This window comes from Bradyrhizobium sp. P2_E8, assembly GCF_056403875.1.
Genome location: NZ_JBFUES010000093.1, coordinates 1 through 12,986 on the forward strand (window position 1 = coordinate 1; position 12,986 = coordinate 12,986).

Consider the following 12,986-nt stretch of genomic DNA (forward strand, 5'->3'; position numbering starts at 1 on the left):
GGGCCACGTGCTCCCTCAGTCCTGGTTTCTGAATGACTGCGCAGTGCCGCCCGCTTCCCGCCTGAAGCCCGCGGCAGCTGCGTTTCTCCCTCCCTCGACTGAGGCATCCTGCTTCGTCCGTACAGTCTTTCTGGCGGACGAAGCTTTTTTTGTTGCGATCCGCTTTGCAGTTGCGCAATGCGCGCGGCGCAATGCCGCGCCCTGCTTTTGACAAACCACAGATGCAATCTCTGGACGCTGAGAACACCCGGCTGTGAACGCCGGGCCGGCGCGATCGCTGCTCCGATCGCGCCGTCACGATGCCGCGCGAAGTTCAATCAAAGAAGAACAAAACGGGAGGTATCGAGTACATCCAGACATCGCTATGGCGTTCCTGCCTCCCTCCGGGATTTGCCCGCGAGGGATGACGGCGGGACGTTGCGACGACGCACGAGCCCCGCCGGCGCATGCCGGCGTATTCAATTCATGCTTACAAAGAGCGAGGGACGATCATGATCAAGGTGAAGATCAACGGCCAGGAACAGAGCTGGGACGGCGACCCGAATCTCCCGCTACTCTGGTTCCTGCGTGACGAGGCCGGGCTGACCGGCACCAAGTTCGGCTGTGGCCAGGCCCTGTGCGGCGCCTGCACCGTCATCGTCGACAAGGAGGCGGTGCGCTCCTGCATCACGTCGGTCAACGACGTCGCCGGACGCGAGGTCACGACGATCGAGGGATTGCATCCGAACGGCGATCACCCGGTTCAAAAAGCCTGGCGCCAGGTCAACGTGCCCCAATGCGGCTTCTGCCAGGCCGGCCAGATCATGCAGGCCGCGGCGCTCTTGATGGACAACCCGAAGCCCTCGCACGACCAGATCCGCGAGGCGATGTCCGGCAACATCTGCCGCTGCGGCTGCTACCAGCGCATCGAGAACGCGGTCCATCTCGCCTCGACGGGAGTGTGACATGAATTTCATCGGCAATCCCCGGAAGCTTCACAGCTTCGAAAAGAACATCCGTGTCGAGAAGGTCTCGCGCCGCAGCATCCTGAAGGGGCTCGGCATCACCGGCGGCTTCGTGCTCGCCGCGCCCGTGATGTCGCGCCAGGCGTTTGCCTATGAGACCGGAGCCGGAAAGATGCCGCACGGCGTCGTGGTCGATCCGCGCGTGTTCGTCGCGGTCGCGCCCGACGGCATCGTCAGCATCGTCGCCCACCGCTCCGAGATGGGCACCGGCGTGCGCACCAGCCTGCCCCTGATCGTGGCCGAGGAGATGGAGGCCGACTGGTCCAGGGTCAAGGTGCAGCAGGCCCATGGCGACGAGGTCAAGTTCGGCAACCAGGACACCGACGGCTCCCGCAGCACGCGGCATTACCTGATCCCGATGCGCCAGATCGGCGCTGCCGCCCGCACCATGCTGGAGCAGGCCGCCGCCAAGCGCTGGGGCGTACCCGCGACCGAGGTCAAGGCCGTCAATCACGAGGTCGTCCACAGCGCCAGCGGACGCAAGCTCGGCTTCGGCGAGCTCGCCGCCGACGCCGCAAAGGAATCGGTGCCGAGCATCGAAGGCCTCAAGCTGAAGGACCCCAAGGACTTCCGCTACCTGACCAAGGGCCAGATCGGCATCGTCGATCTCCACGACATCACCACAGGCAAGGCGCAATACGGCGCCGACGTGCGCCTGCCGGGGATGAAACATGCCGTGATCGCGCGCCCGCCGGTGACCGGCGGCAAGCTTACCTCGTTCGATCCGGACGCGGCGTTGAAGGTGCCCGGCGTCGAGAAGGTGATGCAGGCGCGCGGCTGGCCGTGGCCGTCGAAATTCCAGCCGCTCGGCGGCGTCGCGGTGATCGCGCGCAACACCGGCGCGGCGATCAAGGGCCGCGACGCGCTGAAACTGGTCTGGGACGACGGCGCCAACGGCAAATACGACTCCGTCGCCTACCGCAAGGAGCTCGAGGAGGCCTCGCGCAAGCCCGGCCTCGTCGTGCGCAAGGAGGGCGATGCGGACGCCGCCCTGAAAGGCGCCGACAAGGTGATCGTCGGCGAGTACTACGTCCCGCATCTCGCCCATGTCGCCATGGAACCGCCGGTGGCGGTCGCCGACGTCAAGGGCGACAAGGCGGAGATCTGGGCGCCGGTGCAGAGCCCGGGCGGCACCCGCGAGGACGTCGCCAAGACTCTCGGCATCCCCGAGGAGAACGTCACCGTCAATGTCACGCTGCTCGGCGGCGGTTTCGGCCGCAAGTCGAAATGCGACTATGCGCTCGAAGCCGCGTTGCTGTCGAAGGAGCTCGGCGCGCCGGTGAAGGTGCAGTGGACGCGGGAGGACGACATTCACAACGGCTTCCTGCACACCGTCTCGGTCGAGCGGATCGAGGCCGGCCTCGACAAGAGCGGCAAGGTGATCGCCTGGCGCCACCGCAGCGTGGCACCCAGCATCGCCTCGACCTTTGCGGCCGGTACGGTGCACCAGGCGCCCTTCGAGCTCGGCATGGGCCTCGTCGACATGCCGTTCGAGATCGCCAACATCTCCTGCGAGAACCCGGAGGCCGCGGCGTTCACCCGCATCGGCTGGTTCCGCTCGGTCTCGAACATCCCGCGCGCCTTCGCGGTGCAGTCGATGGTCGGCGAGATCGCGAACGCGACCGGCCGCGACCAGAAGGAGACGCTGCTCGCGCTGATTGGCAGCCCGCGGATCGTCAAGCCCGCGGTGAAGGACTTGTGGAACTACGGCGAGCCCCTGGACAGCTACCCGATCGACACCGCGCGCCTGCGCAAGGTGGTCGAGCTGGTGGCCGAGAAGGGCGAATGGGGCCGTCAGGTGCCCAAGGGCCACGGTCTCGGCATCGCGGTACACCGCAGCTTCGTCAGCTACATCGCGACCATCGTCGAGGTGGCCGTCGACGACAAGGGCAAGCTGACGGTGCCGCGGGTCGACACCGCGATCGATTGCGGCACCTATGTCAACCCCGAGCGCATCGCCTCGCAGATCGAGGGCGCGGCGATCATGGGCCTCAGCCTCGCCAGRTATGGCGAGATCACCTTCAAGGACGGCAAGGTGCAGCAGAAGAACTTTGACGACTTCCAGCTCGTCAGGATCGACGAGTCTCCCCTGGTGACCAACGTCCACATCGTGCCGCCCGCGTCAGGCACGCCACCGAGCGGCGTCGGCGAGCCCGGCGTTCCGCCGTTCGCACCGGCTCTCATGAATGCCATCTTCGCCGCGACCGGAAAACGCATCCGCGCGCTGCCGATCGGCAAGCAATTGGAGGCGTGAGCGCATGGAAGCTCAAACAAGAAGGAGCGCGATGGAAGTCTATCGCGCTTAGGAACATCAGACGGCCATGCGCCGTTTGCATCGATCTCACAGGAGCAGATCGATGATCAACATCACGAAGGCGCTCGCAGTCTCGCTGCTGTCGGGCGCCTTTCTTTTGACCGCTGGCGGCGCCTTCGCCCAGAGCAACACGACGCCGCCGACCACGGCCACCCGCCCCACCGCGCCGGACCAGAACTCACTGCCCAACGCCACCGCCCCGCCCGCCTCGACCACCCAGACCACCGGGCAGAGCAGCACCGATCCAAAGGTTCAGGAGATGAACCAGAAGGAAAAGGACAAGGTGGATCGCCAGGGGAAGTAGTCGACGTCGWTGTGCCCTCTCCCCTTGTGGGAGAGGGCAGCGACGCCAGTTGCTACAACCTCGCTTGGGTGAGGGGTTTGTCTCCGGGAATCTCTCACATCATGATGCGCGGAAAGAACCCCTCATCCGTCGCGCGCAAAGCGCGCGCCACCTTCTCCCACAAGGGGAGAAGGGAAGACGCCCACACAAAATGCGGCGGACGTTTCCGTCCGCCGCATTCGCCACCCCCCTTGCTGCTCCGCTTCTTTCGATCCGCCCGCGGAGCTATTTCTTCAGCGCGAACACCCAGACCACGCCGCCCTGGGGCACGTTGGCCTCGATGCCGATGTTGTTGGTCACGAGCGCATCCTGGATCCGCTGCGCGTCCACACCCCATCCCGACTGGATCGCGATGTATTGGGTGCCGTCGATCTCATAGGACACCGGCATGCCCATGATGCCGGAGTTGGTCTTCTGCTCCCACAGCAGCTCGCCGGTCTTGGCGTTGAAGGCGCGGAAGTTGCGATCGTTGGTGCCGCCGGCAAAGATGAGATCGCCCGCGGTCGCCGTCACCGAGCCGAACAGCTGCGACTTCGGGAAGTTGTGCTGCCACACCTTCTTGCCCGTGACGGGATCCCAGGCCTGCAGTTCGCCAAAATGATCCGCGCCCGGCTTTGTCTTCAGCCCAATGTCTTCCGGCTTGGTGCCGAGCCAGAGCTCGCCCGGCTTGAGTGCGACCTTCTCGCCGGTGAAGCCGCCGCAGAAATTCTCGTTGGCGGGCACGTAGACGAGGCCGGTCTTCTGGCTGTAGGCGGCCGACGGCCAGTCCTTGCCGCCCCACAGGGACGGACAGAACTCCACGCGCTTGCCAATCACCGGCTTGTGCGCGGGATCGACGATCGGCTTGCCGGTTTCAGCATCGATGCCCTTCCAGACGTCGGTGGAGACGAACGGCCAGCCGGCCACATAGTTGATCTTGGTCGGCGTGCGCTCGAGCACCCAGAAGATCGCGTCGCGCCCCGGATGGACCAGGCTCTTGATGTTGCGGCCGTCGCGTTGCAGGTCGATCAGCATCGGCGCCTCGACCTCGTCCCAGTCCCAGGAATCGTTCTGGTGGTACTGGTGATGGGTCTTGATCTTGCCGGTGTTCGGATCGAGCGCAAGCACCGACGAGGTGTAGAGATTGTCGCCCGGATGGGTCTCGCCCGGCCACGGTGCCGCGTTGCCGACGCCCCAATAGATCGTCTTGGTGTCCTTGTCGTAATTGCCGGTCATCCAGGCCGAACCGCCGCCGTTCTTCCAGTCGTCGCCCTGCCAGGTGTCGTGACCGGGCTCGCCTTCGCCGGGAATGGTGTAGGTCCGCCACAGCTCCTTGCCGTCCTTGGCGTCATAGGCGGCGACATAGCCGCGCACGCCGAACTCGCCGCCGGAGCCGCCGACGATGACCTTGCCGTCGACGATCAGCGGCATCAGGGTCATGTACTGGCCCTTCTTGTAGTCCTGCACCTTGGTGTCCCACACCACCTTGCCGGTCTTGGCGTCGAGCGCGACGACATGATCGTCGGTGGTGGCGAGATAGAGCTTGTCCTCCCAGAGGCCGACGCCGCGGCTGGTCGGATGCAGCTGGAACAGATCGTCGGGGAGCTGCCGCTTGTAGCGCCAGTATTCGTCGCCGGTTTTCGCGTTCAGCGCGATCACCTGCCCCATCGGGGTTGCCACGAACATCACGCCATTGTTGATGATCGGCGGCGCCTCGTGGCCTTCGACGACGCCTGTCGCAAACGTCCAGACCGGCGTGAGACCCTTCACGTTCGAGGTGTTGATCTGGTCGAGCGGGCTGTAGCCCTGCCCGTCATAGGTGCGCCGATAGAGCATCCAGTTGCTCGGTTCCGGATTCTCCAGGCGCTGCGCGGTGACCGGAGAATAATTCTCGATCGGGCCAGACACGGCGGCGGTCGAGGCAAGACAGGTGAAGGCGACGAAGCCGGACAGTAACCATTGCTTCCTGGTCATGGACGTTCCCCTTTTTCATCCGTTTGAATTCTTGCGTTGAATTCTTGTCGTTCGTCCCGTCGTCCGCCCATCGGCGGATGCGGCCTCTCGTGACGCGGGCATGACCCGCCACCGTCCATCATCCTGGCTGCGCGCCACCTACCTTTCCGACGAAGTTTCCGGCGACGCTGAGCGAACCGTCAGCGAACGCCAGCGGCAGCGCCGCGAGCCGTCGCGGTGCCGGCCCGAACACGACCTGCGCGCCCGTGCGAGGATCGTATTCGGAGTTGTGGCACATGCACTTGAGCACCTCCTTGTCGCCGACGTCGCTCTTCACCCAGGCGGTGACGGGACAGCCGGCATGGGAGCAGATCGCCGAATAGGCGATGATGCCGTCGACGGCGCGCGCGCGGGTCTGCTCGTCGAGCTCGGCGGGATCGAGCCGGATGAGCAGGATTTCGTTGAGCCGCGAGGCGCTGCGCACCACCGATGTCTTGGGGTCCTTCGGCCAGGCATGCACGGGCGGCCCGCCGGCCGGCAGGTCGGCCGCGGTGATCAGCTTGCCCTCCTGGTCACCTTCGGAGAAGACGAGCACATCGCCCTTCTGCGGCCGTTCGTCGGAGCCGGGCGGATCCTCGCCTGCGCGCGCCGATGTGGAACAGCCGAGGCAGGCCGAGGTGGCGAGCGCACCCAGCAGCAGCGTTCGCCGCGTCTGCTCCATGGCCGCGTCAACTTCAGGCTCCGCAGAATTCTCGGAGGATGGGGAATTGATGTTGAACGATGCGCGCGACATGCACGTTAGCAGGCGCTGGAACTCTGCCGAAAACAAGGCGAAGAATTGGCGCCGCAGTGCATCAATATGGCTATGCTCGCTTTGATTGAACGAGAGTGAACGCGTTCAAACGTATTTTCACAGTCTTACATCGCACCACGCGAGCGGCATGATGATTTTGCAGACCAGACCGATGATGTTGGAATTGGTGCAACGCGCCATCGCGCGATGTGAGCTGCACGTTTCTCAGGCAGGCATTTGGTATTTCACGATCTGAGCACGTGACGCGGCGAAGCGATGCGGCCTGCGACCGTTGCCGACGCCATTTCAAAACTGTCGGCGATGCGGCGTGCCTTGTCGATGAAGAGCGCGGCCGCCGCGGGCGGACAGACGTCGCGCGCGGTCTGTTCGAACAGATCGAGCCAGCGGTCGAAATGATCGCCGACAAGGCTGAGCGGCAGATGCGCCCGCATCGGCGAGCCATGATAGCTGCCGCTCATCAGCACGACTGACGACCAGAAACCCCCGAGCTTGGCGAGATGCTCGTCCCAATTCTGCACGACCGCGAATACCGGCCCCAGGAGCGCGTCCTCGCGCACGCGCCCGTAAAAGCGCGCAACGAGTTCCGCGATCATCTCTTCGGTGATCCCGGTGCGCTCGATCGCATCCTGGGTCAGCAAGTTCCGGCGCGCGGCCGCCGCTTCGCGCTCGGCCTTCAGTCGATCCGACATATGCTCTTCGTCCGTTTTCGTCTTCCCCTCTCCCCTTGTGGGAGAGGGTGGCTCGCCGCAAGCGCGGCGAGACTGGTGAGGGGTTATGTCCGCGCACTCCTCAAGCATTGGAGCTCGCGGAACCAACCCCTCATCCGGCGCTTTGCGCCACCTTCTCCCACAAGGGGAGAAGGAAGAACGCGCCCGCATCCACAGTGAAGCCAATTGCGCGCGGCGTCTTTGTCGCAGCGCAAATTGCGGGACGGGCGGAGGGTTCGAACGCCCCGCCGCCTACGCCGTGTCATCAGGCGCCGTAAGTGTAAAAACCCTGCCCGGTCTTGCGGCCGAGATGCCCGGCATCGACCATTTCCTTCAGCAAGGGGGCCGGACGGTATTTCGGGTCGTTGAAGCCTTTGTAGAAGACCTCCATCACCGACAACATGGTGTCGAGCCCGACGAGATCGGCCAGCGCCAGCGGCCCGATCGGATGGTTGCAGCCGAGCTTCATGCCGGCGTCGATCTCTTCCGCCGTCGCGATCCCCTCCTGAAGGGCGAAGATCGCCTCGTTGATCATCGGGCACAGGATGCGGTTGACCGCGAAGCCCGGGCTGTTCTTGGCCGTGATCGCCACCTTGCCGACGCGCTGGGCGAAATCGAGCGCCTTGGCGTGGGTGTCGTCGGAGGTCTGCAGGCCGCGGATGAGCTCGAGCAGCGCCATCACCGGCACAGGATTGAAGAAGTGCATGCCGATGAAGCGGTCGGGGCGATCGGTCGCGGCGGCAAGCTTCGTGATCGAGATCGACGAGGTATTGGTTGCAACGAGCGTGCGCGGCGACAGCGTCGCGCAGAGGTCCTTCAGGATCTTGACCTTGAGCTCCTCGTTCTCGGTGGCGGCCTCGATCACCAGGTCGCAATCGGCCAGCTTCGCCCGATCGGTGGTGCCGGTGATGCGCTTGAGCGTCGCCTCGCGGTCGGCCGCCGACATCTTCTCCTTCTTGACCAGGCGCTCGAGGCTGCCGCCGACGGTCGAAATCCCGCGGTTCACCGCCGCATCGGAAATGTCGACCATCACGACCGAGAGCCCGGCCGCGGCGCAGATTTGCGCGATGCCGTTCCCCATGGTCCCTGCCCCGATGATGCCAACGGTCTGGATCATTGCGTCACATCCTTCTCATCCTTGCGGGCGTGCCGCTAGCGGCCCGGCCCCATTGTTCCTGCATCAGGCTCTAGCACCGCCAGTTGCCGGGTGCGACCTGATCCTGCCCCTTCCTTAAAGCATCCATGGCGGGAATAAAGCCGCAAAAGGGCATGATTTCGCGGCCTCGCAGCCCGTTTGGCCCGAGCCATGCGGCGCAAGCGCCGGCCCAAGAGCGCCGCGGGTGCGGCGACCGGGGTCGATCGGTGGGGGAAGCTGCGGTGTCAGGCCTCGCCTCATTCGAGACGCAGCACCTTGCCGGGATTCATGATGTTCTTGGGGTCGAGGGCCCGCTTGATCGTGCGCATGATGTCGAGCTCGGTCCTGGAGCGATAATGCTGGAGCTCGTCGAGCTTCTCGATGCCGATGCCGTGTTCGGCGGAGATCGAGCCGGCCATGGAGGTGATGAGGTCGTTGACGACCCGCGTGATCGCCGCAGAGTACTGGGTGAGCGTGTCGCGATCCATGCCCTTCGGGCCCATGAAGGAGAAGTGCAAATTGCCGTCTCCGATGTGGCCGAGCGGATAGGGGCGGATCGTCGGCAGGATGTCGAGCACGGCCTTGAGACCCCTGTCGATGAACTCGGGAATCCCCGAGATTGCGACCGACACGTCGTAGCTCAGGCCCGGCCCCTCGGCGCGCGATGCCTCGGCCACGCTCTCGCGAATGCGCCACATGTTGCGCGACTGCGCTTCGGTTTGCGCAATCACCGCATCCAGCACCCGGCCCGCCTCGAGCTGATCGGCCAAGAACTGCTCCATCCTGTCCGACATGCCCGCGCCGTCCTGCCGCGGCCGGGCCGACGACCATTCGAGAAGGAGATACCATTCGGTCTCGGCCTTGAGAGGGTCCTGGGTGCCGGGAATGTGGCGCAGCACCATGTCGGTGCAGGCGCGGCTCATCAGCTCGCAGGAGCCGACATTGTCGTCGGAGGCGGCATGCGCCTCCGACAGGAGCTCGATCGCCGCCCTGGGATCGCGGATCGCAAGCCATGCGGTGCACACATCCTTCGGCGCGGGCCAGAGCTTCAGCACCGCCTTGGTGATGATGCCGAGCGTTCCTTCGGCGCCCATGAACAGATGCTTGAGGTCATATCCGGTATTGTCCTTCTTGAGTGCGCGCAGGCCGTCCCAGACCTCGCCGCTCGCCAGCACGACCTCGAGACCCAGCACCAGATTTCGCGCATTGCCGTAACGCAGCACCTGCACGCCGCCGGCATTGGTGGACAGATTGCCACCGATCATGCACGAGCCCTGGGCACCCAGGCTGAGCGGAAAGAAGCGATCATGACGCGCGGCCGTCTCCTGGAGCGTCTGAAGGATGCACCCCGCCTCCACCGTCATGGCGTAGCCGACGCGATCGACATTCAGCACATGATTCATGCGACCGAGCGACAGCACGATGCCGCGGTGCGCGGGCCACGGCGTGGCACCGCCCATCAGGCCGGTGTTGCCGCCCTGCGGCACGACGGCAATGCCGCTGTCGTAGCAGAGCTTGATGACAGCGGAGACTTCCGCGGTGTTGGCCGGACGCACGACCGCCGCGGCCTGCCCCGCCAGCTCGCCGCGCCAATCGGTCACGAACGGACGCTTGTCCTGCTCGTCCAGGATCAGGCCCTTGTCGCCCACGATGGCTCGCAAGCGGTCGAGAATGGCTGGCGTCACGGGCGCGGTCGGAATGGAGGGAGCGGTGACAAGGGCTGCACCCGGCATGTGTTCCTCGCTTTGCGGCTCTTCTGCGCAGCCCTGGGGCGCGCCGGCCTTCGTTCTTGTTTTCGATTCTGGACGTTTGCGCGATGAACCTAGCATGAAGGTCGCGTTTGCGGGAACGTCCCCGGCTGCGACGCTTGTGCAGACCTGCCTCGGCTGCCGAACCGGAAGCGCACTTCCGTCGACGCCCGCCGTGCCCTACTGTGCCGCGATCAACCTGGATTGGAGATCATGAGCCGCTTCTGGAGTCCGGTCGTCCACACGCTTTCGCCCTACGTCCCGGGCGAGCAGCCGAAGCAGGATGGCATCGTCAAGCTCAATACCAACGAGAATCCCTATCCGCCCTCGCCGCGCGTGCTGGCGGCGATTGCGTCGGCTGCGGAGCGGCTGCGTCTCTATCCAGATCCGCGCGCCACGCGCCTGCGCGAGGCGATCGCAGCGTATTGCGATGTTGCGGCCGAGCAGGTGTTCGTCGGCAACGGCTCCGACGAGGTTCTGGCCCACACCTTCCCGGCCCTTCTCAAGCACGACAGGCCGCTGCTGTTTCCCGACGTCACCTACAGCTTCTACCCTGTCTATTGCCGCCTCTATGGCGTAGCTCACGAGGAGGTGCCGCTCGACGCCGCGATGAGGATCGAGATTGCCGACTACGGGCGGCCATCGAGCGCCATTCTTCTCTGCAATCCGAACGCGCCCACCGGCATCGCCGTTCCGCGCGACGCGATCGCGGCGCTGGTCGCCGAAAATCCCGACCGGCTGGTGGTGGTGGACGAGGCCTATGTCGATTTCGGCGCCGAGAGCGCGGTGCCGCTCGTTGCGCGCCACGACAATCTGCTCGTCATCCAGACCTTCTCGAAATCGCGCTCGCTCGCCGGCCTGCGCGTCGGCTTTGCCATCGGCCAACCGCCGCTGATCGCGGCGCTGGAGCGGGTGAAGGACAGCTTCAACTCCTATCCCGTCGATTGTCTCGCCATCGCCGGCGCCGTCGCCGCCATCGAGGACGACGGGTGGTTCCTCGAGACCCGCGCCCGTATCGTCTCGAGCCGCGAAGCCCTGACCCGCGATCTCGGACAACTCGGCTTCGAGGTGTTGCCGTCGCTCGCAAACTTCGTGTTCGCGCGTCACCGAGGCCGGAGCGGAGCCGATCTGGCGGCCGCACTTCGCCAGCGCGGCGTTCTGGTCCGGCATTTCAAGAAGCCGCGCATCGACGATTTCCTGCGCATCACGGTCGGAACCGAGGAGCAATGTGGCCGGCTGATCGAAGTGCTGCGCGGCTTGCTCTGATCCGGCGCGCATGACGGACGCCGTCCGCCCGGTTGACAGGGCGCCATTATTTCAATAATCGTTGAAATATGGAAACGACAGACGCCGTCACGGCGCTCGCCGCGCTGGCCCAGGACAATCGCCTCGACGTCTTCCGTCTGCTGGTGCAGGCGGGCCCCGACGGCATGACTGCCGGCGCGATCGCGGAAGCGCTGGATCTCGCCCCCAACACGCTGACGTTCCACTTCGACCGGCTGCGGATGGCGGGTCTCGCCACCGTCCGGCGCGAGGGCCGCTCGATGATCTATGCAGCGCGGTTCGAGACCATGAATGAGCTCGTCGGCTTCCTGACCGAAAATTGCTGCGGCGGAACGTCATGCGCTCCGGCCGCCGCCTGCAAGCCCGCGCGAAAGCGCAGCAAAATTCCGGCCTGAAAGGACAGACCATGAAGCGCCTGCACGTTCACCTGTCCGTCGAGGATCTCCCCCGCTCCATCGGCTTCTACTCGGCTTTGTTCGCGTCCCAGCCCTCGGTGGTGAAATCCGACTACGCCAAATGGATGCTCGAAGACCCCCGCGTGAACTTCGCGATCTCGACGCGCGGACGCGAGCCCGGCCTCGACCATCTCGGCATCCAGGTCGAGACCGGTGACGAGCTTCAGGAGGTCTACGCGCGGCTGCGCCAGGCCGGCGGCGACATCATCGAACAGGGCCAGACGACCTGCTGCTATGCGAGGTCCGAGAAATCCTGGATCGACGATCCCGCTGGAATCGCCTGGGAGACCTTCCACACCACGGGCGAGAGCACCGACTATGGCGACGGCACCGGTGAGAATGGCGCGCGGGTTGCCCATGAAAGGCAACCGGAGAAGCAATCGGCCTGCTGCGCGCCGCAGGCGGCGCCAAAGCAACAATCGCCCTGCTGCTAACAACGAAGTGCTTGGTCATGGATGCGATCATCTACCACAATCCCGCTTGCGGCACCTCGCGCAATACGCTCGCGATGATCCGGAGCGCCGGCATCGAACCGCATGTAATCGAGTATCTGAAGACGCCGCCATCGCGGGCGCTGTTGCAACAACTGATCGCGCGCATGGGACTGCCCGTGCGCGCGCTGCTTCGGGAAAAGGGCACGCCCTATGCCGAGCTCGGGCTCGGCAACGCGGCGCTGACCGACGATCAGCTTCTCGACGCGATGATGGCGCATCCCATCCTGATCAACCGGCCGATCGTGGTCACGCCGAAAGGCGTCAAGCTCTGCCGCCCCTCGGAGCTGGTGCTGGACCTCCTGCCGGCGCAGCAGGGCGAATTCGTCAAGGAAGACGGCGAGCGCGTCCGGCTGGACCGCGGCGCCTGATGCCGGGGCTTGCGCAGCGCGCCTTCGCCGAGTGGCTCGGGACCGCGTTCCTGCTGGCCGCGGTGGTCGGCTCGGGGATCATGGCCGCGAAGCTCTCGGGCGGAAACGTCGCGCTCGCGCTCCTGTGCAACACGATCGCCACCGGCGCCATCCTGGTCGCGCTGATCCTCACCTTCGCCGCCATGTCGGGCGCCCATTTCAATCCGGCGGTGACGCTGGCCTTCGCCCTGCGCGGCGAAACAGCCTGGAGGGATGCGGYGATCTACATCGCCGCACAGATCTCCGGCGCGATCATCGGTGTGTGGATCGCACATCTGATGTTCGAGCTTCCACTTCTCCAGCTTTCGCTGACGCAGCGCTCGGGAGCCGGACAATGGCTTGCCGAGGC

General features: G+C 65.2%; 14 protein-coding genes. 9 read left to right on the forward strand and 5 right to left on the reverse strand.

Translation table 11 applies throughout. The features are described 5' to 3' along the window. The 4 genes from AC1D00_RS07800 to AC1D00_RS07815 form a co-directional block, all read left to right on the forward strand. The coding region (locus AC1D00_RS07800; protein WP_477010259.1) for a hypothetical protein at window positions 1-211 on the forward strand (211 nt) is incomplete at its 5' end. A gap of 280 nt (window positions 212-491) precedes the next feature. Further along, entirely contained in the window at window positions 492-944 is a 453-nt protein-coding gene (locus tag AC1D00_RS07805) for a (2Fe-2S)-binding protein (protein WP_027546456.1), read from the forward strand. Between the two features lies 1 nt (window position 945). Next, window positions 946-3,258 carry a xanthine dehydrogenase family protein molybdopterin-binding subunit gene (locus AC1D00_RS07810; protein ID WP_477010260.1) on the forward strand — a complete coding sequence of 771 codons (2,313 nt, stop codon included), beginning with the start codon at window positions 946-948 and terminating at the stop codon, window positions 3,256-3,258. Between the two features lie 103 nt (window positions 3,259-3,361). After that, complete coding sequence (locus AC1D00_RS07815) at window positions 3,362-3,622, forward strand: hypothetical protein (RefSeq protein ID WP_135176704.1); 261 nt, start codon at window positions 3,362-3,364, stop codon at window positions 3,620-3,622. A gap of 264 nt (window positions 3,623-3,886) precedes the next feature. On the opposite strand, the gene AC1D00_RS07820 is transcribed toward AC1D00_RS07815, so the two are convergent. From AC1D00_RS07820 to AC1D00_RS07840, 5 genes are all read right to left on the reverse strand, one after another. Beyond that, window positions 3,887-5,614, reverse strand: coding sequence for a methanol/ethanol family PQQ-dependent dehydrogenase (locus AC1D00_RS07820; RefSeq protein WP_477010261.1), 1,728 nt, complete (start codon window positions 5,612-5,614; stop codon window positions 3,887-3,889). Window positions 5,615-5,732: 118 nt separating this feature from the next. Beyond that, a complete protein-coding gene (locus AC1D00_RS07825; RefSeq protein WP_404558213.1) occupies window positions 5,733-6,386 on the reverse strand; it encodes a QcrA and Rieske domain-containing protein in 654 nt (217 codons plus the stop codon). Window positions 6,387-6,631: 245 nt separating this feature from the next. Beyond that, complete coding sequence (locus AC1D00_RS07830) at window positions 6,632-7,096, reverse strand: group III truncated hemoglobin (protein ID WP_477010262.1); 465 nt, start codon at window positions 7,094-7,096, stop codon at window positions 6,632-6,634. A gap of 283 nt (window positions 7,097-7,379) precedes the next feature. Further along, entirely contained in the window at window positions 7,380-8,231 is an 852-nt protein-coding gene (locus tag AC1D00_RS07835) for a 3-hydroxybutyryl-CoA dehydrogenase (RefSeq protein ID WP_135176708.1), read from the reverse strand. Window positions 8,232-8,506: 275 nt separating this feature from the next. Beyond that, the gene (locus AC1D00_RS07840) at window positions 8,507-9,982 is read right to left on the reverse strand and encodes an FAD-binding oxidoreductase (RefSeq protein ID WP_477010263.1); all 1,476 of its coding nucleotides are present in this window, start codon (window positions 9,980-9,982) and stop codon (window positions 8,507-8,509) included. Between the two features lie 228 nt (window positions 9,983-10,210). Between AC1D00_RS07840 and hisC the strand changes: the two genes are divergently transcribed. From hisC to AC1D00_RS07865, 5 genes are all read left to right on the forward strand, one after another. Next, the gene (hisC, locus tag AC1D00_RS07845; RefSeq protein WP_477010264.1) at window positions 10,211-11,263 is read left to right on the forward strand and encodes a histidinol-phosphate transaminase; all 1,053 of its coding nucleotides are present in this window, start codon (window positions 10,211-10,213) and stop codon (window positions 11,261-11,263) included. A gap of 68 nt (window positions 11,264-11,331) precedes the next feature. Continuing rightward, on the forward strand, window positions 11,332-11,676 hold the full coding sequence (locus AC1D00_RS07850; RefSeq protein ID WP_027546448.1) for an ArsR/SmtB family transcription factor: 345 nt from the start codon (window positions 11,332-11,334) through the stop codon (window positions 11,674-11,676). Window positions 11,677-11,687: 11 nt separating this feature from the next. Then, entirely contained in the window at window positions 11,688-12,170 is a 483-nt protein-coding gene (locus AC1D00_RS07855) for an ArsI/CadI family heavy metal resistance metalloenzyme (RefSeq protein WP_404558230.1), read from the forward strand. 17 nt (window positions 12,171-12,187) lie between these two features. Continuing rightward, the gene (gene arsC, locus AC1D00_RS07860; protein WP_027546446.1) at window positions 12,188-12,598 is read left to right on the forward strand and encodes an arsenate reductase (glutaredoxin); all 411 of its coding nucleotides are present in this window, start codon (window positions 12,188-12,190) and stop codon (window positions 12,596-12,598) included. After that, window positions 12,598-12,986: aquaporin (locus tag AC1D00_RS07865; protein ID WP_477010265.1), on the forward strand; the 389-nt coding region annotated here is incomplete at its 3' end. The genes arsC and AC1D00_RS07865, both read left to right, overlap by 1 nt.